A 22,737-nucleotide genomic window follows, 5' to 3' on the forward strand; every position below is an offset into this window, starting at 1 on the left:
ATGGCAGGGCGGCGCGGCAGATATTATCCAGCCATTACCCCGGATGTTCTGCTGCGCGCCTATTCCATCGGCCTGTTTCCCATGGCCGAATCGGCAGACGACCCGGAGATTTTCTGGGTCGAGCCGGAACTGCGCGGAATCCTGCCGCTCGACGCTTTTCATGTGTCACGCAGCCTGCAAAAGGCGCTGAAGCACACGTCGCTCGTCATCCGCTTTGACACCGCCTTCGAGGCCGTTATGGCCGGCTGTGCGGCTGAAGCACCCGACAGGCCAAGCACCTGGATCAACGCCACCATTCGCACGCTCTACACCGAACTCAATCGCATGGGCCATGCCCATAGCGTGGAAGCGTTCGAGGGGGATGAACTCGTGGGTGGCCTTTACGGCGTGTCGCTTGGCAGCGCCTTCTTCGGCGAAAGCATGTTTTCACGCCGCACCAACGCCTCCAAGATCTGCCTTGTCCATCTGGTGGAACGGTTGAAGGCCAAGGGCTTTCGCCTCCTCGACACGCAATTTACCACCGAGCACCTGAAGACGTTCGGCGCAATCGACGTGCCGAAGGAGGACTATCTGAAACTTCTGGCCGGTGCGATGGAAGGCGAGACGCTGCGGTTTTAGGGACAAAGACCTGTGTCCCGCAGCCGCAAAACTGCTCAGTTTGTCGTCAGATCCGCCGTCTCGCCAAAACCGATGATCAGCTTCGGGCTTGTCATGTCGCCGCTCTCCTCATCCACCTGAACGGAATAGGCGGCAACGCCGATGTGGCGGGCGGACATGGCGGTGGCAATCTTTTCCGCGGAAGCAGCGCTGGAGGCCTGGCGCATCTCGCCGGGCACGATATGGCCGCGGTTCTTCTTGAACGGCAGGACGATGAACTTTTCAGCGAGTGGCATGGCAATGGCTCCGGTGGCGTCCCACGATAATCTTCATCATCGCATATATCCAATGACGACGCGCAGGGAATAAGTGAGAATCGGGTCCTTACTTGCGTGCGGCAGCCGGTGGCGGAACGTCGGACGTCTTTTTGCAGCCGGTCAGCCACACGTCATAGATCGGGTGTTCGACTGCATTCAAACCCGGGCTGTCGGCAAACATCCAGCCGGTAAAGATGCGGCGGATTTTTCGGTCGAGCGTGATCTCATCGACTTCTACGAAACCGTCAATGCGCTGCGCCTCGCTGTCGTCGCGTGAATAACACACCTTCGGTGTCACCTGCAGCGCGCCGTATTGCACCGTCTCGTTCACATAGACGTCGAATTTGGTGATGCGGCCGGTGATCTTGTCGATGCCGGAAAATTCCGCCACCGGGTTTTCCAGCCGCGCGGCAGAGGCAGGCGCTATGCCGGACAGCAAGGTCGCCCCCACGGTCAGGCTGAGAAGCAGCGGTCGAAGGAAATTCTGTCGCATCGGCGATCTCACCACGATTTAAAAACCCGTCCCGACAAGTAACCGGGACAGGCATGGGTTATGCCGCAAATGTGGCGCGAAGGCGGAGAAAGAAAAGGTCAGCCGCCGGGTGTCCAGGCGTCATAGTCGCCGGTGACGCGCGGACGCTCGCCGGTTGCCTCGAGCGAGCCCTTGGGACGATAGGCGAGCGGCGAACCGGTCATGTTGGGCACATGCGACTTCTGCCATTCGCGGGCCACATAGGTTTCCTTGCTCGGGGCTATATCCGTGCGGTGGTGCATCCAGCCATGCCAGCCGGGCGGAATGGCGGAGGCTTCCGCATAACCCTTGTAGATCACCCAGCGCTTCTGCAGGCCATAGGAGGACATGGGGCCCTCGTAATAGACATTGCCCAACTCGTCTTCGCCGACGCGGGTGCCCTTGCGCCAGGTAAAGAAGCGGGTGCCCATGGTCTGGCCATTCCACCAGGTGAAGATTTGCAGGAGGAGATTTTTCATGCTTTTTTCCAACGTCCTCGCGAGAGACAAGGAATGTTTCCTTGATCTGCTTATGCAATCTCGCACCGTCTATGTCCAGTGGTTCGGCGGCCGCGCACTCTTATTTGAGCTTCATCTTGAAGCCGATATGGGTGCGGGTAAACCCTTCCCGTTCATAGAAACGATGCGCATCGGTGCGCGCTGCATTGGAGGTCAGCTGCAGCAGCCGGCAGTCGCGGCGACGAGCTTCCTGCTGCGCATGGTCCATCAACGCCCGGCCGATCCCCTGCCCGCGGCAGTCGGCGCGCGTATGCACCGCTTCCACCTGCGCATCCATTGCCCCCCGTCCGCGCAGCGTGCGCAGAAACGTCATCTGATAGGTCGCAACGATCTCGCCGTTGCGCTCAGCCACAAACAGCTGCTCCTGCGGCGCCTGATCGATCACATGGAAGGCGCGCAGGTAATCCTCGAACGCGCTCGGGTCGACAGTATCGCCGTGGGAACCAACCGTATCCTCCGCCAGGAGATGAATGAGTTGGGGAAGGTCTTCTTCCCGCGCCTTGCGCACTACAAAATCCTCGGCAGTCATTCGCACTCTCCTCCAGTTCCGAATACTGCTCAGATCTTATCCCGTCGGGTGGCGCACCTCCACCCCTCATCTGGCATAACAAGCATTTAGCCGAGCAGCTCCCCTGCCCGGTCAGCCGGCGAGCGGCTTTTCCATGATGACGGCCTCGATACCGCTGTCTGCACCACCGCAGTTTTTCGTGCGATCAACCTCGATGAAACCGAGACGGCTGTAGAAGGCAATGGCGCGAACATTGCGTGGCTCCACTTCCAGTCGCATGATTTCGGCGTCGGGAAAACATGTCTCCAGCTCGGCAAAGATATCGCGGCCGATGCCTTCATTCTGGCAGGAGGGGCGCACGTACAACTGGTGCAGCATGGCAGTCTTCGTCATCTTCGGCGACATCGCCGCATAACCGACACCACCGAGCTTGCGCCCGTCATCGGCCACCAGAAACTCGCCGTCGCGCTTGCCGATCTGTGCCTTGATGGCCGCCGCCGAATGCCAGGTGGTGGTTAGTTCAGCCACCTTTGCACTGCCATAAAAGCCGTCATAGGTGGCATGCCAGGTTTCGCGCAGCAGGGCGCGGATTGCCTCCACATCCTGCTCGCCGGCGGTCCGTACAAAAAACACCATGTCTTTTATCTCTCCTCAAACGACAACACCGGCCACGCGACAGGCGCGGACCGGTGCTGTGGAACGGCCTCAAACAGCCTTATCAGTCTTCAAGCCCGAGCTTTGCCTTGACCAGCGCCTGCACCGCCTGCGGGTTGGCCTTGCCGCCCGTTGCCTTCATCACCTGCCCGACAAACCAGCCGGCGAGTGTCGGCTTCGCCAGCACCTTGGCGACCTGATCGGGATTGGCGGCAATGATCTCGTCCACGGCCTTTTCGATGGCACCGGTATCGGTCACCTGACGCATGCCACGGCTCTCGACAATCTCTGCCGGATCACCGCCTTCGGTAAAGACGATTTCGAACAGGTCCTTGGCGATCTTGCCGGAAATGGTTTCCGACTTGATGAGATCGATGATGCCACCGAGCTGGGCTGGCGAAACCGGAGTCTCTTCAATGCCTTTGCCGGCTTTGTTCAACGCACCGAGCAGGTCGTTGATCACCCAGTTCGCCGCCGTCTTGCCATCGCGACCGGCAGCTACGGCTTCAAAATAATCGGCAATCGACTTTTCTGATACCAGCACCGAGGCATCATAGACCGACAGGCCAAGCTCGGACACGAAACGCGCCTTCTTGTCGTCAGGCAGTTCCGGCAGGTCCTTTTTGAGCGCCTCAACAAATGAATCATCAAACTCAAGCGGAAGCAGATCAGGATCGGGGAAGTATCTGTAATCATGCGCATCTTCCTTGGAGCGCATGGAGCGGGTCTCACCCTTGTTCGGGTCGAAAAGACGGGTTTCCTGGTCAATGGAGCCGCCGTCTTCGAGGATCGCGATCTGCCGGCGTGCCTCGTATTCGATGGCCTGGCCGATGAAGCGGATGGAGTTGACGTTCTTGATCTCGCAGCGCGTGCCAAACCCTTCGCCCGGACGGCGCACGGAAACGTTGACGTCGGCGCGCATGGAGCCCTCGTCCATGTTGCCATCGCAGGTGCCGAGATAACGCACGATGGAGCGCAGCTTCGTCATATAGGCCTTGGCCTCGTCCGAGGAGCGCATATCGGGCTTCGACACGATTTCCATCAGCGCCACGCCGGACCGGTTGAGATCCACATAGGACATGGTCGGATGCTGGTCATGCATGGACTTGCCGGCATCCTGTTCCAGGTGCAGACGCTCGATGCCGATCTCGATATCCTCGAAATTGCCCTGGCGATCCGGTCCGAGCGAAATCACGATCTGGCCTTCGCCGATGATCGGATCCTTGAACTGCGAGATCTGGTAGCCCTGCGGCAGGTCGGGATAAAAATAGTTCTTGCGGTCGAAGATCGAGCGGTTGTTGATCTTGGCCTTCAGGCCAAGGCCGGTGCGCACGGCCTGCGCCACGCATTCCTCGTTGATCACGGGCAGCATGCCGGGCATGGCCGCATCGACTAGCGACACATTGGCATTGGGCGCCTTGCCGAACTCGGTGGAGGCGCCGGAAAACAGCTTGGATTTCGACAGCACCTGCGCATGCACTTCCATGCCGATGATGACTTCCCAATCGCCGGTGGCGCCGGGAATGAAGCGTTTCGGATCAGGCGTGCGAACATCGACAAGGGTCATGGAAAAAGCTCTTCATGCGGACTGTTTGAAGTCTTTGTCAGGTAGAGCAAATGAGGCAGGCGTGCAAGCTTTCCCGCTTTTGAACGGCACCGGCCCGGCCTCAATCGCAGCCGTCAGAACTCGCGCCCGTAGCCTTCAGCCTCCGGCGCCACCAGTTGCTTGGACATGCCGACCGATTGCACATCCTGGTCAAGCTTTGGCGCATAGGCGACCGACAGCCAGTTCACGGCATATCCGTTTCTTTCAAAAAAGGTCACGGCATCCGTATTGTGGGCATGGGTTTCAAGCCTTGCGGTGGCAAAACCCTGGTGGACGATCTCCTTTTCCACCTCGCCGATCAGGGCCGCCCCGAGGCCGCGGCGCTGATGATCCGGGTCGATCCAGAAATCGCTGATCGTTTCATCCAGCTCCTCGCGCGCCGCCCAGCCGGCCACGACGCCATTGTCCTCAATGACAGTGATGGTGAGCCAGGACGACTGGACAAAATTGGAGAAGGCCGACGAAGCGCTTTCCTGCAGCGCATCGCTGCCGCCGATGGCGCCCATGGCCTGCGCCCAGGCGCGCAACCCGATCTCAGTCAATAAATCCGCCTCGTCTTCCCGGGCATTGCGAATGGTCAGCATGGCAGCCTCTGTGTGACGACAGGATTAGACCATCGCATAACGGCAATTCCAAGAGGCACCACCGGCCAACCGCTTGATTGCCGGTGGCTTTCCCGGTAATTCTTAAACGTCAACAGGAGTTTTGATGTCCAATTCGTCCGAGTCCCGGTACGGGGCAGCCTGAGAGCCCATCTCTCACGGCCGCCCGATGATCACGAAGCCCCGGCGCAGCTTTTGCGTCCGGACCCGTTTTCATGTGTCCCCACAGGGACCTTTCGGACTTCACGACCATGGACATTTCCCGCGCAGAACAGCGCATTCTCCACCTGCTCGCCCAGGGCGGCAGGATCGAGCTCATCCGCAACGACAACCGCAAGATCGAGACTGTGCGCTTGCTGACTCGCGAAGGCTGGGCCTTTTCCGGTCTCGACCTCCTGACCTTCCGCAAGCTGAAGCAGAAGAAAGCCATCTGCTCTCGCAGCGGCCAGCCTTACCGCATCACCGAACGCGGCCTGGTGCTGGTACGCTCCGAGCAGGATAACCGGTAAAGGGGGATGGGCCGGTGCCACGTCAGCGCCGGCCTGTTCGCGCCTCTTGTGAAAACACTCTCGTGTCGTTACATCTGACAATGCGTTTTGAGTGGGACGACGCCAAGAACGATGCGAACCTTCGCAAGCACGGGCTCTCTTTCGAAGAAGCGAGACTGATCTTCGACGGGCCGGTTTTCACAGTTAGGGATCTACGCCAAGACTACGGTGAAGACCGGTTCATAACGCTTGGCGCCATCGCTGGATTGATCGTTGTCGCCGCTGTTCATACGGATCGAATCGGCGTGACACGGCTCATTTCGGCAAGGCTGGCAAACAGGAAGGAACGGGTGCGCTACCATGCCCATATCACAACAGAGACTGAAGGCCCTCGCCGACCGGAGTGATGACCAGATCGATTACAGCGACATCCCAGAGCTTGGCGATGACTTTTTTAAAAACGCCCGACTTGTGCAGCCATCGCACAAGGAGCAAATCACCATGCGGCTTGATGCCGAGGTTCTGGAGTGGTTTCGGTCCCAGGGAAAAGGCTACCAGACCCGCATGAACGCCGTTCTGAAGGCCTATATGCTGACGCAAGGGAAGCGGTGAATTACCGGCAGTGAAATGCAGGTGCGGCCTGAACTGATAGCCCGACACCCGCGCTCAACCCAGCACCCGCTCCATATGCACCTTCTCCAGTTCCGTGCCGGCGCTTCTGGAAAACTCCATGCCGCGCCAGACGATGCGAAAGCCTTCGCGCTCATAAAGCCGGATCGCGCCGGAATTGCTGGCATGCGTGTGGATGGTCGCGCGCGAAATGCCTTCGCTCCGCATGCGCGAAAGCAGATGATCGATCAGCGCCCGGCCAATCCCCATTCCCTGGCTTTCAGGATGCACCCAGAGGTCGGAGATGTGGTTTTTCTCCCCGTTCAGCGCCGTCCAGCCGGCGATCTTCCCGTCCTGTTCGGCAACGGTGATCAGATCCTGCGCTTCTGCCGGAAAGGCATCAAAGGCGCGGCGCACATGGTCAACCACCGCATCGGTCGGCCGCTGAACGCTCCAGGCATCGCTGCTTATCCACGCGGAGAAACCGATCTCTGCGACCGCCCGGTGATCGGCGGCCGCCATCAAGCGGATGGCAAGCTTCGTTACCACCACTTCGCCGGCGAAAACGTGCCGGCGGCCTGTTCGATGACATGTGCCGTCTTGAACAGCGTTTCTTCCTCGAACGGCTTGCCGATCAGCTGCAGGCCAAGCGGCAGCCCCTTGTGATCAAGCCCTGCCGGAACCGAAAGGCCGGGAAGGCCCGCCATGTTGACGGTGATGGTGAACACGTCCTGCAGGTACATTTTCACCGGATCGGCCGCCAGTTCCTTGTCGCCGATGGCAAAGGCCGAGGACGGTGTGATCGGGGCCAGAACCGCATCGACGCCGTCATGGAACACGGTCTCGAAGTCACGCTTGATCAGCGTGCGCACCTTCTGCGCCTTCAGGTAATAGGCATCGTAATAACCGGCAGACAGCACATAGGTGCCGATCATGATGCGGCGCTTCACTTCCTTGCCAAAACCGGCGGCGCGCGTCTTCTCGTACATGTCGGCAATATCCTTGCCGTCGACGCGAAGGCCGTAACGCACGCCGTCGTAGCGGGCCAGGTTGGACGAGGCTTCGGCCGGCGCCACGATATAATAGGCCGGCAGAGCATATTTGGTGTGCGGTAGCGAGATGTCGACGATTTCGGCACCGGCATCCTTCAACCACTGCATGCCCTGCGCCCAGAGCTTTTCGATCTCTTCCGGCATGCCCTCGACGCGATATTCGCGGGGAATGCCGATCTTCATGCCCTTCAGCGACTGGCCGAGCGACGCCTCGTAATCCGGCACCGGCAGATCGACGCTGGTCGAATCCTTCAAGTCCACGCTTGCCATGGATTTGAGCAGGATCGCGGCATCGCGCACGTCGCGCGCAATCGGGCCGGCCTGGTCGAGCGAGGAAGCATAGGCAGCAATGCCCCACCGCGAGCAACGGCCATAGGTGGGCTTGATGCCGACGGTGCCGGTGAAGGCGGCCGGCTGGCGGATGGAGCCGCCGGTATCGGTAGCGGTTGCACCAGCGCAGAGACGCGCGGCAACGGCTGCCGCCGATCCGCCGGAAGAGCCGCCAGGAACCAGCTTCTCGTCAGATCCCTCAGCCTTCCAAGGGTTCACCACCGGGCCGTAATAGGAGCTTTCGTTGGAAGAGCCCATCGCAAACTCGTCCATGTTGAGCTTGCCCAGCATCACTGCGCCGTCGTTCCACAGGTTCTGCGTCACGGTCGATTCGTATTTCGGCTTGAAGCCGTCGAGAATGTGGCTTGCCGCCTGGGTGTGCACACCTTCAGTGGCAAAGAGGTCCTTCACGCCAAGCGGAATGCCTTCAAGCGCGCCGCCCTTGCCGGTTGCAAGGCGTTCGTCCGAAGCCTTGGCCATGGCAAGCGCCGTGTCGGGTGTCACCGCCACATAGGCATTCAACGCGCCGTTTGCCGCATCGATGGCGGACAGGTAGCTCTGCGTCAGTTCGACGGCGGATATGTCGCGGCTCTTCAGCTTGTCGCGGGCTTCGGCAATGGAAAGGCTGGTCAGGTCGGTCATGATGTTTTCAAGGCTCGTTCGGGTGCGGATCGGGGCTGGAGCTTCGCTGGCAGAGAGCGCTTACTCGACAACCTTGGGCACGAGGAAGAAATTCTGGTCGGTTGCGGGGGCGTTCGCCACCACATCATCGGCCTTGTCGCCATCCGTTACAGCGTCGTAGCGCTTGCGCATGGTAATCGGCGTTACCGACGTCATCGGTTCGACGCCTGCCACATCCACTTCAGACAGCTGTTCGACAAAACCCAGGATGCCGTTCAACTCCCCCACCATGCGCTCGGCCTCCTCCTCGGTGACGGCGATGCGGGAAAGGCGCGCGACGCGCTTGACGGTGGCTAGGTCGACGGACATTGAGTTTTCTCCGGATGGAATTGCCCTCCCGCTATAATAGCCCGCTCCGGCCTTCGCAACGGGCAACTCAAACGGAAGAGATGAGTTGCTCTGCAGAAAGAGGCCCTAGCAAAACGGTCAGCAACGCATCGAAGCCATCAACTGGCTTAAAGTCTTTGACTTTCACGGAACGGTGTCTCTCGCGAGGAGCTTTCACCCCCTGCGCATTCCCTTTGGTGTGTTTCACAGCAGGTAGCGCCCCAATGTCCGGCAAGGGATGGCCAGGATCGGAACCAAACCATTTGAAGCTGGTAAAGTTGAGAGCATCGTCAACGCCAATTAGCAGGACGCAACCGCTTGCTCTCTCGGCGAGACGGAGGTTCACGTTTATATGGCTTCTCGCACCACCCGCTAGGATCACCTTGAGCTGGATATGACGTACAAGTGGTCCTCGGCTTAGCACGAGGTCGTAGCCACCGGCATCAAAATCGCTCTTAAGAACTTCGGCGTCATAAATTGAAAGCTGCCACAATCGGCGCAACAGCTCTCCAACGAACAAGTGTTCTACGATATTTTCGCGTAGAGAAGAGTAGATCGAATGAATGGAACGATCGTCCAAATTTCCCTCCCAAGGCCGGAACCACAAATGTCCGGCCTTGGTGTACCTCAATCCTCGACAAGAAACAGAATCAGAACGACAGCGTCACCCCGACCTTCGGTGCTTCGACGCGGGTCTTCAGGCCTTCCATGCCCTTCACGAACTTTTCCGGCGTCTGGTCGATGATCGGGAAAGTGCCATAGTGGCAGGGAATGGCATGCTTGAAATCGAAGAAACGCTGGCAGGCAAGGGCTGCGACGGCACCACCCATGGTGAAGCGATCACCGATCGGCACGAGGCCGATATCGGGCTGGTGCAATTCGTTGATCAGGCCCATGTCGGTAAAGATGTCGGTATCGCCCATGTGAAGCAGCGAGGGCTCACCTTCAAAGTGCAGCATCAGGCCGTTGGCATTGCCGAGTGCATGCGACACGCCGTCTTCTGTAATCTGCGCCGAGGAATGCAGCGCCTGGGTAAAGGTCGCGGTAAAACCGCCAAAGCCGACGGTGCCGCCGGTATTGCCCATCTCGATCTTCTGCACGCCCTTGGAACCGAGCCATGCGGCAAGATCGGCATTGGCCAGCACCACGGCACCGGTTTCAGCGGCAAGAGCGATCGTATCGCCGACATGGTCGCCATGACCGTGGGTGAGAAGAATATGCGTCACGCCGTCGGCGACATCCTTGCGGTCAAGGTCGGCGAAGGAGGCATTGCCAGTGAGGAAGGGATCGATGAGGATTTTTGCATCCTGGATTTCGATCTTGAAGGCGGAATGGCCAAGCCAGGTGATCTTCATGAAAAACTCCTCTTTCTGCTAAAGTGGCATAGGTTGGGGAGACAAAGGACGGACGGATAATTTGGGGCACCTGCGCGCTACGCAAGGGGCTCGCGCCCGGATCTGCTTTACCCCGCACGGGATAGCACATAGGCAATCCGGCAATAAATAAAAGCAGCGGATGCGATTCCCCTGCGCAAAGGACAAAGGAAATGGCATGGCGGTTTTGACGATAGAGGAACTGGCGCTCCACCTTCAGCCCGGACAGGCGGTTGCCGGTCTCGACCTCGGCACCAAGACCATTGGCCTTTCCATGTCGGATCTCGGCCTGCGTTTTGCCTCGCCACGCCCGGTGCTGAAACGGGTGAAATTCACCCAGGATGCCGTGACGCTTCTTGCCTTTGCCGAGAAGGAAAAGGTGACGGCCTTCATCATCGGCCTGCCCACGAACATGGATGGCTCAGCCGGACCGCGCGTTCAGGCCACCCGCGCCTTCGTGCGCGCCATGAGCGAAAAGACAGAAATCCCCTTCGTCTACTGGGACGAGCGACTATCGACGGTGGCTGCCGAACGGGCGCTTCTGGAAATGGATGTGTCGCGGGCCAAGCGCAAGGAGCGCATCGATTCGGCCGCCGCAAGCTTCATCCTTCAGGGGGCTCTCGACAGGTTGTCATCGCTGCGGGCGGCATCGACGGCCAACTGACGCGACCGCCACCAGGCGGCAATCTGCTTACGCTTGCGGAAGGCAACGATCGACAGCACGATCAGGCTGTCGACGGCAATGGCGCGCGCCACCAGCGGCGGCAGGTTTTCCGGCGGAATGCCGAGCACATTGCCATAGATCTGGAACACCAGGTCATGCGTCTGGCGCGTCAGCATGAAGAAGCCAAAGCTCATGTCGTAATAGGAAAGGCCGTACCAGGCGCCAAGCAGCAACACGGGGCCGGCCCAGAGGATGAGAAACCACTTCATGCGGCCTGCCCTTTCATGTTGAAATCGTTGGGTGCAAGATCATCGGCGGAAAGAAGCGCCCAGCGGATCGCCGCCATCAGCGTCAGCACCAGCGCCGGAACGGCGATGTCGAGTGCCAGCGTGGCAAAAAACGCCAGCGACACCAGAAGCAGGCAGACACTGTAGAAACGGTTGGCGGCCAAGGGCATCACGCTCGCGGATGGTTAACAATCTGTTAACGGCCAATGTAGGCCTTGCTGCGGCCCACGCAACGCAAACCCCGCGACATGGTTAATCGCGGGGCGAAGACTGTGGACAACAGGGGTTTGGTAGCCGGACGGCCGGCTCAGCTGGCGGCGGGATAGAGCAGGTCGACGATATAGGAGGCATCAAAGCGCGAATCGAGCATGCCATAGGTGGCGCGCCATCCCCCGGCGAGCCGCGTTTCCAAAAACGCATCGGCAATCTTGCCGGCACCCAGCCGGAACAGTTCGGCAGCACCCGCCGCCAACGCCAGTTGCTCGACGAGAAGACGCGAGGCGCCCTCATCCCGTTCGGCAAGTGCCATCGCCGCGCGCAGCACATCGGTGGTCTTGCGGCCGCTCGGACCGAGGTCCCGCTCGATGCCTGCGAGAACGAGATCGAACAGATCCTTGCCGCGCCCGAGAACCCGGAGCACATCGAGCGCCATCACATTGCCGGACCCTTCCCAGATCGCATTAACCGGGGCCTCGCGGTAATGGCGCGCCAGCGGGCGTTCTTCCACGTAGCCGTTGCCGCCAAGGCATTCCATCGCCTCGTAGATCAGCGAGGGCGCGATCTTGCAGGTCCAGTATTTAATGACCGGCGTCATCACGCGGGCGTAAGCCGCATCGGTCGGGTTGCTGCCGGCCTTGTCGAAGGCTTCCGCCAGACGATAGGAAAGCGCGGTGGCGGCAGCGACATCCAGCGCCATGTCTGCCAGCACCCGTGTCATCAGCGGCTGGTCGATGAGGTTCTTGCCGAAGACCGAGCGGCCCCGGCAATGATGCACCGCCTCGGCAAGCGAAGCGCGCATGATGCCGGAAGAAGCGAGCGCGCAATCGAGCCGTGTCAGCGTCACCATGTCGAGAATGGTGCGCACGCCGCCGCCCGGCTCTCCGAGCAGATAACCGAACGCATCGGTGAACTCGACTTCGGACGAGGCATTCGAGCGGTTGCCGAGCTTGTCCTTCAGCCGCTGGAACTGCAGGCCGTTGGCTGTGCCATCTTCGAGGAGCCGCGGCACGAGAAAGCAGCCAATGCCCTCGTTGGTTTTTGCCAGCATGATGAAGCCGTCGCTCATCGGTGCCGACATGAACCATTTGTGGCCGGAGAGGCGATAGACGCCCTCGCCCACGCGCTCGGCGGTGGAGCGGTTGGCGCGCACATCGGTGCCGCCCTGCTTTTCCGTCATGCCCATGCCGATGGTGATGGCATTCTTCTGCATGGCAGGCCGGTTGGACGAATCATATTTGCGCGAAAGAATCCGCGGCGCCCATTCCTTGTGAACCCGCGGCGATGCCATCATGGCAGCCACTGATGCACTCGTCATGGTGAGTGGGCAGAGATGCCCGCATTCCAGCTGCGATGTGAGATAAAAGCGGGCAGCGCGGGCGCGGTGCTGGGCATTGCGTGATTCGGGTGCGTTTTCCCAGATCGAGGAATTGAGCCCGGTTGCCATCGACCGGCGCATCAGCGCGTGCCAGGCGGGGTGGAATTCCACCGTGTCCAGCCGCTCGCCGCGCGGACCATGCGTCTTCAGCTTCGGCGGGCTTTCATTGGCCATGCGGGCCAGTTCCTGCGCCTCGGGCGAGGTGACGTAACGGCCGAGCACGTCGAACTCCTCGCGCACGGTGCGGTGCAGGCCCGCCGTCAGGTCCACCATCAGCGGATCGGTGCGATAGGCGTTGATACCGGACCAGAGGCTCGGCTGGTTCAACTCGGATAAGGTGTCGTCGGTCCGGGTGATCTGATTCATGAGGCTGCTTCTAATCGAATTTTTGGCAAATTGCATGGGGATCGGAATTTCTGGTCGCCTGCTCCGCTTGCTCCCCGCGCGCTCGTTCTCTATAGACCGCGTGAAACCAGCGGAGGACAATTTCGTGGTCTTCTTTCCCCACCGCCATCTCCTCGGGATCAAGGGCCTGACCGAGCAGGACATTACGTTCCTTCTCGACAAGGCAGACGAGGCGGTCAAGATCAGCCGGCAAAGAGAAAAGAAAACCTCGACGCTGCGCGGTCTGACCCAGATCAATCTTTTTTTCGAAGCCTCAACCCGCACACAATCGTCTTTTGAACTGGCAGGCAAGCGTCTTGGCGCCGATGTCATGAACATGTCGGTCGGAAACTCGTCGGTCAAGAAGGGCGAAACGCTCATCGATACGGCGATGACGCTGAACGCCATGCGGCCGGACGTGCTTGTCGTGCGCCACTCCTCGGCAGGTGCTGCTGCGCTTCTGGCGCAAAAGGTCGCCTGCTCGGTGGTCAATGCCGGCGATGGCCAGCATGAGCATCCAACGCAGGCACTCCTCGATGCGCTGACCATCCGGCGTGCCAAGGGCAAGCTGTCGCGCATCATCGTTGCCATTTGCGGCGACGTGCTCCACTCGCGTGTCGCCCGCTCCAACATCCTGCTCTTGAACGCCATGGGCGCAAGGGTCCGGGTCGTCGCACCCGCCACGCTGCTTCCCTCCGGCATCTCCCAGATGGGTGTGGAAGTCTTCCACTCCATGGAAGAGGGCCTGAAAGATGCAGATGTGGTGATGATGTTGCGCCTGCAGCGCGAGCGCATGTCCGGCTCCTTTGTGCCGTCGGTGCGCGAATATTTCCACTTCTACGGTCTCGATGCTGAAAAGCTGAAAGCCGCCAAGGACGATGCGCTCGTCATGCATCCGGGACCGATGAACCGCGGCGTCGAAATCGCCTCGGAAGTCGCCGATGGCCCGCAGAGCGTCATTGAAAGCCAGGTCGAAATGGGTGTTGCCGTGCGCATGGCCGTGATGGAGACGCTGCTGGTCTCTGAAAACCAGGGCCCGCGCAGCGAGGGATGGAGCGCATGAATACTCCGCTTGTCTTGAAGAATGCCCGCGTCCTCGATCCCTCCCGCAACCTCGATGAGATCGGCACGATTATCATCAGTGCCGATGGCGTGATCCTTGCCGCCGGCCGCGATGCACAGAACCAGGGCGTGCCAGACGGCGCGACCGTTCGCGATTGCAGCGGCCTCATCGCCGTGCCCGGTCTTGTCGATGCCCGCGTTTTCGTCGGCGAACCCGGCGCCGAGCACCGCGAAACCATCGAATCGGCAAGCCGCGCGGCAGCCGCCGGCGGCGTCACCAGCTTCATCATGATGCCGGATACCGATCCGGTACTGGATGACATCGCGCTGATCGAATTCGTCAAGAAGACGGCGCGTGACAAGGCGCTGGTCAATGTCCATCCGGCGGCCGCCCTCACCCGCGGCCTTAAGGGCGAGGAAATGACCGAGATCGGCCTTCTGTCCAAGGCCGGTGCCGTTGCCTTCACCAATGGCCGTCACTGCCTTGCCGATACGCAACTGCTGCGCCGTGCCATGACCTATGCGCGTGAGTTCGGTGCCGTGGTGGCGCTTGAGGCCCGCGACCCCTATCTTGCCGTCAACGGCGTCATGAACGAGGGCCTGTTTGCCAGCTGGCTCGGCCTGTCAGGCGCGCCGAAGGAAGCAGAACTGCTGCCGCTCGAACGGGACCTGCGCATCGCGCAGCTCACCGGCGCCAATTATCATGCGGCAAAGATTTCCGTGCCCGAATCGGCAGAGGCCATGCGGCTTGCCCGTCAGCGCGGCGCCAACGCCACCTGCGCCATCTCGATCAACCACCTGTCGCTAAACGAAAACGACATCGGCGAATACCGCAGCTTCTTCAAGCTATCGCCGCCGCTGCGCACCGAAGACGACCGCCAGGCCATGGTCGATGCGCTCGCCGATGGCACGATAGATATCATCGTTTCCTCGCATGATCCGCAGGACGTCGATACCAAGCGGCTGCCGTTCGCCGATGCGGCCGATGGCGCGATCGGTCTTGAAACAATGCTGGCCGCCGCCCTTCGCCTCCACCATGCCGGCCGCGTGCCCCTGATGCGGCTGATCCATGCGCTCTCGACGCGCCCTGCCGAAATTTTTGGCCTGCCCGCGGGCACGCTGAAGCCGGGAGCGAAGGCCGATATCACCCTGATCGATCTCGATGAGCCGTGGCTCGTCTCGAAGGAGACCATTGTGTCGCGGTCGAAGAACACGCCATTCGAGGATGCGCGCTTCAGCGGCCGGGCTGTCGCGACCTATGTCGCCGGCCGGCTCGTCCATCAGCTTTAAGGAGCGCCATCATGACAGACCTTCTGACCTGGCAGATCACGGTGCCTATTGCGCTGGCAGCCCTTGCCTTCGGTTACCTGCTCGGCTCCATCCCCTTCGGCCTTCTGCTGACGAAGGCGGCCGGCCTTGGCGATATCCGCTCCATCGGCTCCGGCAATATCGGCGCGACCAATGTGCTGCGCACCGGCAACAAGAAGCTGGCTGCTGCAACGCTGCTGCTTGATGCCTTCAAGGCCACGGCCGCTGCCCTTCTCGTTGCTGCCTATCTCGGGCCGGAGCTTGGCCCGGAAGCCGGCGTGCTCGCAGGCTTTGCTGCCTTCCTTGGACACCTCTTTCCCGTCTGGCTCGGCTTCAAGGGCGGCAAGGGTGTGGCGACCTATATCGGCACGCTGCTCGGCGTGGCGCCAGCCATGGTGCTGGTCTTTGCCTTCGTCTGGCTGACGATTGCAAAACTCAGCCGCTATTCCTCGCTTGCCGCACTGGTTGCAACACTTGTCATTCCGGTTGTATTGTGGATAGTGGGCGAACAGAAGATCGCGCTGGTGATGGCCGTGATGACGCTGATTTCCTACTGGAAGCACAAAGCGAATATCGAGCGGCTGATCAACGGCACCGAAAGCAAGATCGGCCAGAAGGGATAACCATCCATGCCACCCGAAAGCGCAAGACGACAGGGTATTGCGCTATCGGACAAGCAGAGAATCGCCTGGCTGCGGCTGATCCGCAGCGACAATGTCGGCCCCTCCACCTTTCGTGATCTCATCAACCATTTCGGTTCGGCAGAAGCTGCCCTTGCAGCGCTTCCGGAACTGTCACGGCGCGGCGGCGCTGCCCGCGCCATTCGCATCGCCTCCACCGATGAGGCCGAGCGCGAACTGGATCGCGCCCAGAAACACGGCGCCCGCCTCGTTGGCATCGGCGAGCCGGATTATCCCCCTGCCCTTCGCCAGATCGATGGCGCCCCGCCGCTTCTGGCCATGAAGGGTGCCTTCACGTCTGCCACGCCGCCTTCGGTCGGCATTGTCGGCTCGCGCAATGCCTCGATTGCCGGTGCCAAGTTTGCAAGCCTGATTGCCCGCGATTGTGGCCGGGCCGGCTATTCGATCACATCAGGCCTTGCCCGCGGTATCGATACGGCTGCCCACCGCGCAAGCCTTGAAACCGGCACGATTGCCGTTCTCGCCGGCGGTCTCGACAAGCCTTACCCGCCCGAAAACATTGCACTGCTTGACGAGATCACCTCCGGCCACGGCCTGGCCGTCAGCGAGATGCCGTTCGGCTGGGAGCCACGGGCACGGGATTTTCCGCGCCGAAACCGGTTGATTGCAGGCATTTCGCTCGGCGTTGTCGTTATCGAAGCGGCTGAACGCTCCGGTTCACTGATTACCGCACGCCTTGCCGGAGATTTCGGTCGTCTCGTCTTTGCCGTGCCCGGCTCTCCGCTCGATCCGCGCTGCCATGGCACCAATGGTCTTTTGAAACAGGGCGCCATCGTTACCACCGGCCCCGCCGACGTGATCGAGGCTCTCGCTCCCCTCTCGCAACTGGATCTCCTCGATCAATCGGTGATCGAGGAACCGGGCGGCGAACGGACGCCCGCCGATATGCTGCCGCCCGATGACAGCGACCGCGAGCGCATCGCCTCGTCGCTCGGCCCCACCCCTGTCGATATCGACGACATCATTCGCCACACCGGACTTGCACCTTCCACGGTCTACCTGGTGCTTCTGGAACTGGATCTTGCCGGCCGTCTACATCGGCATGTCGGCGGGCTTGTGTCCCTGTCGATGCTGGACTGACAGGTCGCGACGTCCCTGCTGCAGGTCGCCTGCCTCCACGAAAGCCATCTCAATGAGATAACACAGCATGTCGGCGCCCTCGGTATGGGCGACGCGGCGCAACTCGCCCAGCATTTGTCTGATATAGGCGATATTGGCCTTGGTCTGCTCGCTGCTTCTGAAATTGGCGCTATCCGAAACCATCGTCCCCAACTCATCCCACTGGCAGAGTTTCATCCTCTGCGTGTAAATAATAATCAACACTCGCAAATCTACATTGTTTATCCTTGATTGCAATACTGATTAGGACTTGCATGGGTTGCAGTGCCGGGATTGGAGAAAATGAGGCTTCCCCCTTGACCGCGAGGCAAACGCCCGCCATGTCGGGAGGTCAGTTTCCCGGTGAAGGCGTGTTGTGACAACGCCGTTTTGCCCGCTTTAGAGAACAAAGATGAATGTTGTAGTTGTAGAATCTCCGGCAAAAGCCAAGACGATCAACAAGTATCTTGGCCCAGGCTACAAGGTTCTCGCTTCGTTTGGCCACGTCCGCGATCTTCCCGCCAAGGATGGATCGGTGCTTCCCGACCAGGATTTCGAAATGTCCTGGGAAGTGGATCCGGCATCCGCCAAGCGCATGAAAGACATTGCCGATGCCGTCAAGGCCTCCGACGGCCTCTTCCTCGCGACCGACCCGGATCGCGAAGGAGAAGCAATTTCCTGGCATGTGCTTGATCTCCTCAAGAAGAAGAAGGTGATCGGCGACAAGCCGGTGAAGCGCGTCGTCTTTAACGCCATCACCAAAAAGGCCGTTCTGGATGCCATGGCCAACCCGCGCGATATCGATACGCCGCTGGTGGATGCTTATCTTGCCCGCCGCGCGCTCGATTATCTCGTCGGCTTTAACCTGTCGCCGGTTCTGTGGCGCAAGCTGCCGGGCGCCCGCTCGGCCGGCCGCGTGCAGTCTGTGGCGCTGCGTCTCGTCTGCGACCGCGAAAGCGAGATCGAACGGTTCGTCCCCGAAGAATACTGGAACATTTCCGCCCTCCTGAAGACCCCGCGCGGCGATCAGTTCGAGGCCCGCCTCGTCTCTGCCGATGGCAAGCGGGTTCAGGCGCGCGGCATCAAGAACGGCGAGGATGCCGGCCGCATCAAGGCGATGCTGGAAGGCGCTGCCTACAGCGTCGATACGGTCGAGGCAAAGCCCGTCAAGCGCAATCCCGGCCCGCCCTTCACCACCTCGACACTGCAGCAGGCCGCCTCCTCCAATCTCAGCTTTTCCGCCTCGCGCACCATGCAGGTGGCGCAGCGTCTTTATGAAGGTGTGGATATCGGCGGCGAAACCGTCGGTCTCATCACCTATATGCGTACCGACGGCGTGCAGATGGCGCCGGAAGCCATCGATGCGGCCCGCAGCGCCATCAACGGCCAGTTCGGCCCGCGTTACCTGCCGGAAAAGGCCCGCTTCTATTCCACCAAGGCGAAGAACGCCCAGGAAGCCCACGAAGCGATCCGCCCGACCGATTTCAACCGCACGCCGGACCAGGTTCGCCGTTATCTCGATGGCGACCAGTTGCGTCTTTACGAACTGGTGTGGAAGCGCGGCATCGCGAGCCAGATGGCCTCTGCCGAAATCGAGCGCACCACGGTTGAGATCCTTGCCGCCAATGGCGCAGATCGCGCAGGCCTTCGCGCCGTTGGCTCCGTCGTGCGTTTCGATGGTTTTCTCGCAGCCTATGTCGACCAGCGTGAGGAAGGCGAAGGGGGCGATGACGATGAGGACGGCCGTCTGCCGGAAATCAACGCCCGCGAAAAGCTCGACAAGAACAAGGTGAATTCCAGCCAGCATTTCACCGAGCCGCCGCCGCGGTATTCGGAAGCCTCGCTGATCAAGAAGATGGAAGAGTTGGGCATCGGCCGCCCCTCCACCTATGCAGCCACGCTGAAGACGCTGAGCGACCGCGAATATATCGTCATCGACAAGCGCAAGCTGATCCCCCATTCCAAGGGACGGTTGGTGACGGCCTTCCTCGAAAACTTCTTCACGAAATATGTGGAGTATGATTTCACCGCCGACCTCGAAGCCAAGCTCGACCAGATCTCCGCCGGCGAGCTGAACTGGAAACAGGTTCTGCGCGAGTTCTGGAACGATTTCTTTGCCCAGATCGAGGACACCAAGGAACTGCGTGTCACCAACGTGCTCGACGCGTTGAACGAAGCGCTGGCGCCGCTGGTCTTCCCGAGACGCGACGATGGTTCGGATCCGCGCATCTGCCAGGTCTGCGGCACCGGCAACCTCTCGCTGAAGCTTGGCAAATACGGCGCCTTCGTCGGCTGCTCGAATTACCCCGAGTGCAATTTTACCCGCCAGCTCTCCTCCGATGGCAATGAGGCGGAAGCGTCTGGCCTCAACGAGCCGAAGGCACTGGGTGCCGATCCGATGACCGGCGAGGAACTGACGCTTCGCTCCGGCCGTTTCGGCCCCTATATCCAACGCGGCGATGGCAAGGAGGCCAAGCGCTCCTCGCTGCCCAAGGGCTGGAAGCCTGAGGATATTGACCACGAGAAGGCGCTCGCGCTCATCAGCCTGCCCCGCGATGTCGGCCAGCATCCGGAAACGACCAAGATGATTTCCGCAGGCCTTGGCCGTTACGGGCCGTTCCTGCTGCATGATGGCACCTATGCCAATCTGGAAAGCATCGAGGACGTGTTTTCGATCGGCCTCAACCGCGCCGTGACGGTTCTTGCCGACAAGCAGTCGAAGGGTCCCGGCCGTGGTCGTGCGGCAGCAGCCCTGAAGGAGCTTGGCGAACATCCGAGCGGCGGTGCCATGACGGTACGCGACGGCAAGTATGGCCCTTACGTCAACTGGGGCAAGGTCAACGCCACGCTTCCCAAGGGCAAGGATCCGCAGAGCGTCACCGTCGAGGAAGCGCTTGCCATGATCACCGAAAAGGCCGGCAAGGCACCGGTCGCAAAGGGCAAGGCGAAGAAGCCGGCCGCCAAGGCTTCCGCCTCCGCCGAAGGTGCCGAGAGCGCGCCAAAGGCCCGCAAGCCGGCGGCTAAGACGGCGGCCAAAACGGCCAACAAGACGAAATCCGCCGCCAAGCCCAAGGCGGCCCCCAAGGTAAAGAAGACAGGCACGTGACGAGAGAACCGCGCGAAGGCAAACGCATCAAGGCCGGTGGCCGAACCCTTTCCCTTCGTGCGGAGAAATCCGCGCCAACCGAGCGGGCGACCATCATCCAGGGCGTCGTGCCGCCGCGCGAGGTGCTTCTGGAATTCATCGCCGACAATCCCGAGCGCGCCTCCAAGCGCGAGATCGCCAAGGCCTTTGGCCTGAAGGGCGAAACGCGCGTCGAGTTGAAGGACGTGCTGCGTGATCTCGAAGACGAAGGCCTTCTGCAGAAAAGCCGCAAGACGCTGACGCGTCCCGGCGCGCTACCGCCGATGACCGTGCTCGACATCACCACCCGCGACAAGGATGGCGATCTCATCGCCCGGCCGACGGAATGGCCGGAGGATGCAGGCGTCGCCCCCGCCGTCCTGATCCGCCAGTCGTCTGACGCCCGCAGCAAAAGCAAGGCACCGGCCGCCGGTCTTGGCGACCGGGTGCTTGCAAAAATCTTTCCGAACAAGGACCGCGCCGGCCCCGCCTATACTGCCCGCGTCGTCAAAGTCATCGACAAGCGCCGCAATGCCGGTCTCGGCGTCATCCGCCTGATGCCGGAGGGTGGCGCGCGCCTGATGCCAATCGACCGGCGCGGCGAGGAAATGCAGATTGCCGCCGCTGATCTCGGGGATGCCAAGGACGGTGACCTGATCGAGGCGGATGTGCTCACCGGCGCCCGTTTCGGCCTGCCGCGCGCAAAGGTTTTGTCCGTCGTCGGTTCGGTCGCCTCCGAAAAGGCGATCTCGATGATCGCAATCTATTCGCACGGCATTCCCCACATTTTTCCGCAGGCGGTGATGGATGAGGCCGAGGCGGCACGTCCTGCCAGCATGGCCCACCGCGAGGACTGGCGCCACGTGCCGCTGGTCACCATCGATCCGGCCGACGCCAAGGACCATGACGACGCGGTTTATGCCGAGCCGGACCCCTCGCCGGATAATGAAGGCGGCGTCATCGTCACGGTCGCCATTGCCGATGTGGCCTATTATATCCGCACCGGCTCGCCCATCGACCGCGAGGCGCTGAAGCGCGGCAATTCGGTCTATTTCCCTGACCGCGTCGTGCCCATGCTGCCGGAGCGCATCTCTAACGATCTTTGTTCGTTGCGCGAAGGTGAAGACCGCCCGGCACTTGCCGTGCGCATGGTGTTTTCCAAGGATGGCCGCAAGGCAAGCCACACCTTCCACCGCGTGATGATGAAGAGTGCCGCAAAGCTCTCCTACCAGCAGGCACAGGCCGCCATCGACGGGAAGCCCGACGACAAGAGCGGCCCGCTTCTGGAGCCCATCCTGAAGCCGCTGTGGACCGCCTACGAGATCATGAAGCGCGGTCGCGACCGTCGCCAGCCGCTCGAGCTTGACATGCCCGAGCGCAAGATCAAGCTGAAGCCGGATGGCACGGTCGATACCGTCATCATTCCCGAACGCCTCGATGCCCACAAGCTGATCGAGGAAATGATGATCCAGGCCAATGTCTGCGCCGCCGAAACGCTGGAAAAGAAACGCCAGCCGCTCGTCTACCGCATCCACGATGCGCCGACGCTCTCCAAGCAGGAAGTGCTGCGCGAGTTTCTGGCAACGCTTGGCATTCCCATGGCCAAGGGCGGCCAGATGCGCTCCAACTCGTTCAACGGCATCTTGGCGAAAGCGCAGGACACGCCGCACCAGATCATGGTCAACGAGATGGTGCTGCGCAGCCAGAGCCAGGCTGTCTACAGCCCCGACAATATCGGCCATTTCGGCCTCAACCTGATGAAATACGCCCATTTCACCTCCCCGATCCGCCGTTACGCCGATCTTATCGTGCATCGGGCACTGGTCGGCTCGCTGGGGCTCGGCGAAGGCGGCATCACGCCGGAACAGGAAGCGCAGCTCGAAGATATCGCGGCTGAAATCTCCACCTTCGAGCGGCGCGCCATGGCCGCCGAGCGCGACACCATCAACCGGCTGATCGCACATCACCTGGCGGAACGCGTCGGCCAGTCCTTCGAGGGTCGCGTCTCCGGTGTTACCAAGGCGGGACTGTTTGTCGCACTGCCCACCTATGGCGCCGATGGTTTCGTGCCCATATCTACGCTGGGCACCGATTATTTCCATTACGACGAAAGCCGTCAGGCACTGATCGGGGACAGGACGGCCCTCGGCTTCCAGCTGGGCGATACGGTGGACGTGAAGCTGGTGGAAGCCATTCCGCTTGCGGGTGCGCTCCGGTTCGAGATGCTGAGCGAGGGCCAGAAAATGGGCGTTGCCACGCGGTCCTTCCACAAGTCGGGCCGCAGGGCCGGCCAGCGGAGCGGCAAGATGCCGGGAACGCGCCCCCCACGCCGCGGGCGCTAG

General features: G+C 61.0%; 27 protein-coding genes. 11 read left to right on the forward strand and 16 right to left on the reverse strand.

Features of this window, described 5'->3' with window-relative positions:
• The gene (aat, locus tag AC4CWF_RS11280; protein WP_491281761.1) at nt 1-618 is read left to right on the forward strand and encodes a leucyl/phenylalanyl-tRNA--protein transferase; all 618 of its coding nucleotides are present in this window, start codon (nt 1-3) and stop codon (nt 616-618) included.
• A 35-nt stretch (nt 619-653) separates the two neighbouring features.
• On the opposite strand, the gene AC4CWF_RS11285 is transcribed toward aat, so the two are convergent.
• The 7 genes from AC4CWF_RS11285 to AC4CWF_RS11315 all read right to left on the reverse strand — a co-directional run bounded on the left by AC4CWF_RS11285 (nt 654) and on the right by AC4CWF_RS11315 (nt 5,295).
• On the reverse strand, nt 654-893 hold the full coding sequence (locus tag AC4CWF_RS11285) for a hypothetical protein (protein WP_491281762.1): 240 nt from the start codon (nt 891-893) through the stop codon (nt 654-656).
• Nucleotides 894-981: 88 nt separating this feature from the next.
• Nucleotides 982-1,407 carry a DUF2155 domain-containing protein gene (locus tag AC4CWF_RS11290; RefSeq protein ID WP_491281763.1) on the reverse strand — a complete coding sequence of 142 codons (426 nt, stop codon included), beginning with the start codon at nt 1,405-1,407 and terminating at the stop codon, nt 982-984.
• A 98-nt stretch (nt 1,408-1,505) separates the two neighbouring features.
• Nucleotides 1,506-1,904 (reverse strand): NADH:ubiquinone oxidoreductase subunit NDUFA12, encoded by a 399-nt coding sequence (locus tag AC4CWF_RS11295; RefSeq protein ID WP_491281764.1) that lies wholly within the window; start codon nt 1,902-1,904, stop codon nt 1,506-1,508.
• Between the two features lie 100 nt (nt 1,905-2,004).
• On the reverse strand, nt 2,005-2,472 hold the full coding sequence (locus AC4CWF_RS11300; RefSeq protein WP_491281765.1) for a GNAT family N-acetyltransferase: 468 nt from the start codon (nt 2,470-2,472) through the stop codon (nt 2,005-2,007).
• A gap of 111 nt (nt 2,473-2,583) precedes the next feature.
• The gene (locus tag AC4CWF_RS11305) at nt 2,584-3,084 is read right to left on the reverse strand and encodes a GNAT family N-acetyltransferase (RefSeq protein WP_491285360.1); all 501 of its coding nucleotides are present in this window, start codon (nt 3,082-3,084) and stop codon (nt 2,584-2,586) included.
• Nucleotides 3,085-3,169: 85 nt separating this feature from the next.
• Nucleotides 3,170-4,672 carry an Asp-tRNA(Asn)/Glu-tRNA(Gln) amidotransferase subunit GatB gene (gene gatB / locus AC4CWF_RS11310; RefSeq protein ID WP_491281766.1) on the reverse strand — a complete coding sequence of 501 codons (1,503 nt, stop codon included), beginning with the start codon at nt 4,670-4,672 and terminating at the stop codon, nt 3,170-3,172.
• 113 nt (nt 4,673-4,785) lie between these two features.
• Entirely contained in the window at nt 4,786-5,295 is a 510-nt protein-coding gene (locus tag AC4CWF_RS11315) for a GNAT family N-acetyltransferase (RefSeq protein WP_491281767.1), read from the reverse strand.
• A gap of 269 nt (nt 5,296-5,564) precedes the next feature.
• Here AC4CWF_RS11315 and AC4CWF_RS11320 point away from each other — a divergent pair, with 269 nt between their 5' ends.
• From AC4CWF_RS11320 to AC4CWF_RS11330, 3 genes are all read left to right on the forward strand, one after another.
• Nucleotides 5,565-5,822 (forward strand): YjhX family toxin, encoded by a 258-nt coding sequence (locus tag AC4CWF_RS11320; protein WP_491281768.1) that lies wholly within the window; start codon nt 5,565-5,567, stop codon nt 5,820-5,822.
• An 80-nt stretch (nt 5,823-5,902) separates the two neighbouring features.
• Nucleotides 5,903-6,208, forward strand: coding sequence for a BrnT family toxin (locus AC4CWF_RS11325; RefSeq protein ID WP_491285362.1), 306 nt, complete (start codon nt 5,903-5,905; stop codon nt 6,206-6,208).
• Nucleotides 6,162-6,413 carry a BrnA antitoxin family protein gene (locus AC4CWF_RS11330; RefSeq protein ID WP_491281769.1) on the forward strand — a complete coding sequence of 84 codons (252 nt, stop codon included), beginning with the start codon at nt 6,162-6,164 and terminating at the stop codon, nt 6,411-6,413. Before AC4CWF_RS11325 ends, AC4CWF_RS11330 begins: the two co-directional genes overlap by 47 nt.
• 54 nt (nt 6,414-6,467) lie before the next feature.
• Here AC4CWF_RS11330 and AC4CWF_RS11335 read toward each other — a convergent pair whose 3' ends face one another.
• The 5 genes from AC4CWF_RS11335 to AC4CWF_RS11355 all read right to left on the reverse strand — a co-directional run bounded on the left by AC4CWF_RS11335 (nt 6,468) and on the right by AC4CWF_RS11355 (nt 10,155).
• Entirely contained in the window at nt 6,468-6,959 is a 492-nt protein-coding gene (locus AC4CWF_RS11335) for a GNAT family N-acetyltransferase (RefSeq protein WP_491281770.1), read from the reverse strand.
• A complete protein-coding gene (gene gatA, locus AC4CWF_RS11340; protein WP_491281771.1) occupies nt 6,953-8,434 on the reverse strand; it encodes an Asp-tRNA(Asn)/Glu-tRNA(Gln) amidotransferase subunit GatA in 1,482 nt (493 codons plus the stop codon). Before gatA ends, AC4CWF_RS11335 begins: the two co-directional genes overlap by 7 nt.
• A 60-nt stretch (nt 8,435-8,494) precedes the next feature.
• Entirely contained in the window at nt 8,495-8,782 is a 288-nt protein-coding gene (gene gatC / locus AC4CWF_RS11345) for an Asp-tRNA(Asn)/Glu-tRNA(Gln) amidotransferase subunit GatC (protein WP_491281772.1), read from the reverse strand.
• A gap of 67 nt (nt 8,783-8,849) precedes the next feature.
• Complete coding sequence (locus AC4CWF_RS11350; RefSeq protein ID WP_491281773.1) at nt 8,850-9,380, reverse strand: hypothetical protein; 531 nt, start codon at nt 9,378-9,380, stop codon at nt 8,850-8,852.
• Between the two features lie 70 nt (nt 9,381-9,450).
• Nucleotides 9,451-10,155 carry a metal-dependent hydrolase gene (locus tag AC4CWF_RS11355; protein WP_491281774.1) on the reverse strand — a complete coding sequence of 235 codons (705 nt, stop codon included), beginning with the start codon at nt 10,153-10,155 and terminating at the stop codon, nt 9,451-9,453.
• A gap of 196 nt (nt 10,156-10,351) precedes the next feature.
• Here AC4CWF_RS11355 and ruvX point away from each other — a divergent pair, with 196 nt between their 5' ends.
• Nucleotides 10,352-10,837, forward strand: coding sequence for a Holliday junction resolvase RuvX (gene ruvX, locus AC4CWF_RS11360; protein ID WP_491281775.1), 486 nt, complete (start codon nt 10,352-10,354; stop codon nt 10,835-10,837).
• Here ruvX and AC4CWF_RS11365 read toward each other — a convergent pair.
• The 3 genes from AC4CWF_RS11365 to AC4CWF_RS11375 all read right to left on the reverse strand — a co-directional run bounded on the left by AC4CWF_RS11365 (nt 10,783) and on the right by AC4CWF_RS11375 (nt 13,084).
• A complete protein-coding gene (locus AC4CWF_RS11365) occupies nt 10,783-11,106 on the reverse strand; it encodes a DUF6105 family protein (RefSeq protein ID WP_491281776.1) in 324 nt (107 codons plus the stop codon). The two genes, ruvX and AC4CWF_RS11365, sit on opposite strands and share 55 nt — an antisense overlap.
• A complete protein-coding gene (locus AC4CWF_RS11370) occupies nt 11,103-11,288 on the reverse strand; it encodes a hypothetical protein (RefSeq protein ID WP_491281777.1) in 186 nt (61 codons plus the stop codon). The genes AC4CWF_RS11365 and AC4CWF_RS11370 overlap by 4 nt, the downstream gene beginning before the upstream one ends.
• 143 nt (nt 11,289-11,431) lie before the next feature.
• Nucleotides 11,432-13,084: an acyl-CoA dehydrogenase family protein gene (locus AC4CWF_RS11375; protein WP_491281778.1), complete on the reverse strand. Its 1,653-nt coding sequence runs from the start codon at nt 13,082-13,084 to the stop codon at nt 11,432-11,434.
• A gap of 124 nt (nt 13,085-13,208) precedes the next feature.
• Between AC4CWF_RS11375 and AC4CWF_RS11380 the strand changes: the two genes are divergently transcribed.
• Genes AC4CWF_RS11380 through dprA form a run of 4 tightly spaced genes read left to right on the forward strand, consistent with a single transcriptional unit; the run spans nt 13,209 to nt 17,253 of the window.
• On the forward strand, nt 13,209-14,165 hold the full coding sequence (locus AC4CWF_RS11380) for an aspartate carbamoyltransferase catalytic subunit (protein ID WP_491281779.1): 957 nt from the start codon (nt 13,209-13,211) through the stop codon (nt 14,163-14,165).
• Complete coding sequence (locus AC4CWF_RS11385; RefSeq protein ID WP_491281780.1) at nt 14,162-15,454, forward strand: dihydroorotase; 1,293 nt, start codon at nt 14,162-14,164, stop codon at nt 15,452-15,454. The genes AC4CWF_RS11380 and AC4CWF_RS11385 overlap by 4 nt, the downstream gene beginning before the upstream one ends.
• An 11-nt stretch (nt 15,455-15,465) precedes the next feature.
• On the forward strand, nt 15,466-16,095 hold the full coding sequence (plsY, locus tag AC4CWF_RS11390) for a glycerol-3-phosphate 1-O-acyltransferase PlsY (protein ID WP_491281781.1): 630 nt from the start codon (nt 15,466-15,468) through the stop codon (nt 16,093-16,095).
• Nucleotides 16,096-16,101: 6 nt separating this feature from the next.
• Entirely contained in the window at nt 16,102-17,253 is a 1,152-nt protein-coding gene (gene dprA / locus AC4CWF_RS11395) for a DNA-processing protein DprA (protein ID WP_491281782.1), read from the forward strand.
• Here the strand turns inward: dprA and AC4CWF_RS11400 are convergent.
• The gene (locus AC4CWF_RS11400) at nt 17,206-17,436 is read right to left on the reverse strand and encodes a hypothetical protein (protein ID WP_491281783.1); all 231 of its coding nucleotides are present in this window, start codon (nt 17,434-17,436) and stop codon (nt 17,206-17,208) included. The two genes, dprA and AC4CWF_RS11400, sit on opposite strands and share 48 nt — an antisense overlap.
• 247 nt (nt 17,437-17,683) lie before the next feature.
• Here AC4CWF_RS11400 and topA point away from each other — a divergent pair, with 247 nt between their 5' ends.
• Both topA and rnr read left to right on the forward strand, forming a co-directional pair.
• A complete protein-coding gene (gene topA, locus AC4CWF_RS11405; RefSeq protein ID WP_491281784.1) occupies nt 17,684-20,377 on the forward strand; it encodes a type I DNA topoisomerase in 2,694 nt (897 codons plus the stop codon).
• A complete protein-coding gene (gene rnr / locus AC4CWF_RS11410) occupies nt 20,374-22,737 on the forward strand; it encodes a ribonuclease R (RefSeq protein WP_491281785.1) in 2,364 nt (787 codons plus the stop codon). Before topA ends, rnr begins: the two co-directional genes overlap by 4 nt.

The organism is Neorhizobium sp. PAMB6630 (assembly GCF_058242775.1).

Bases quoted from the DNA above. Each gene is read 5' to 3' on its own strand.
- dprA (WP_491281782.1), top strand. From the start codon at position 16,102: ATGCCACCCGAAAGCGCAAGACGACAGGGTATTGCGCTATCGGACAAG.
- AC4CWF_RS11355 (WP_491281774.1), bottom strand. From the start codon at position 10,155: ATGAAGATCACCTGGCTTGGCCATTCCGCCTTCAAGATCGAAATCCAG.
- AC4CWF_RS11320 (WP_491281768.1), top strand. From the start codon at position 5,565: ATGGACATTTCCCGCGCAGAACAGCGCATTCTCCACCTGCTCGCCCAG.
- AC4CWF_RS11300 (WP_491281765.1), bottom strand. From the start codon at position 2,472: ATGACTGCCGAGGATTTTGTAGTGCGCAAGGCGCGGGAAGAAGACCTT.
- AC4CWF_RS11375 (WP_491281778.1), bottom strand. From the start codon at position 13,084: ATGAATCAGATCACCCGGACCGACGACACCTTATCCGAGTTGAACCAG.
- AC4CWF_RS11325 (WP_491285362.1), top strand. From the start codon at position 5,903: ATGCGTTTTGAGTGGGACGACGCCAAGAACGATGCGAACCTTCGCAAG.
- plsY (WP_491281781.1), top strand. From the start codon at position 15,466: ATGACAGACCTTCTGACCTGGCAGATCACGGTGCCTATTGCGCTGGCA.
- AC4CWF_RS11295 (WP_491281764.1), bottom strand. From the start codon at position 1,904: ATGAAAAATCTCCTCCTGCAAATCTTCACCTGGTGGAATGGCCAGACC.
- ruvX (WP_491281775.1), top strand. From the start codon at position 10,352: ATGGCGGTTTTGACGATAGAGGAACTGGCGCTCCACCTTCAGCCCGGA.
- topA (WP_491281784.1), top strand. From the start codon at position 17,684: ATGAATGTTGTAGTTGTAGAATCTCCGGCAAAAGCCAAGACGATCAAC.
- AC4CWF_RS11285 (WP_491281762.1), bottom strand. From the start codon at position 893: ATGCCACTCGCTGAAAAGTTCATCGTCCTGCCGTTCAAGAAGAACCGC.
- AC4CWF_RS11365 (WP_491281776.1), bottom strand. From the start codon at position 11,106: ATGAAGTGGTTTCTCATCCTCTGGGCCGGCCCCGTGTTGCTGCTTGGC.
- AC4CWF_RS11400 (WP_491281783.1), bottom strand. From the start codon at position 17,436: ATGGTTTCGGATAGCGCCAATTTCAGAAGCAGCGAGCAGACCAAGGCC.
- gatA (WP_491281771.1), bottom strand. From the start codon at position 8,434: ATGACCGACCTGACCAGCCTTTCCATTGCCGAAGCCCGCGACAAGCTG.
- aat (WP_491281761.1), top strand. From the start codon at position 1: ATGGCAGGGCGGCGCGGCAGATATTATCCAGCCATTACCCCGGATGTT.
- AC4CWF_RS11330 (WP_491281769.1), top strand. From the start codon at position 6,162: ATGCCCATATCACAACAGAGACTGAAGGCCCTCGCCGACCGGAGTGAT.
- gatB (WP_491281766.1), bottom strand. From the start codon at position 4,672: ATGACCCTTGTCGATGTTCGCACGCCTGATCCGAAACGCTTCATTCCC.
- gatC (WP_491281772.1), bottom strand. From the start codon at position 8,782: ATGTCCGTCGACCTAGCCACCGTCAAGCGCGTCGCGCGCCTTTCCCGC.
- AC4CWF_RS11290 (WP_491281763.1), bottom strand. From the start codon at position 1,407: ATGCGACAGAATTTCCTTCGACCGCTGCTTCTCAGCCTGACCGTGGGG.
- AC4CWF_RS11385 (WP_491281780.1), top strand. From the start codon at position 14,162: ATGAATACTCCGCTTGTCTTGAAGAATGCCCGCGTCCTCGATCCCTCC.
- AC4CWF_RS11315 (WP_491281767.1), bottom strand. From the start codon at position 5,295: ATGCTGACCATTCGCAATGCCCGGGAAGACGAGGCGGATTTATTGACT.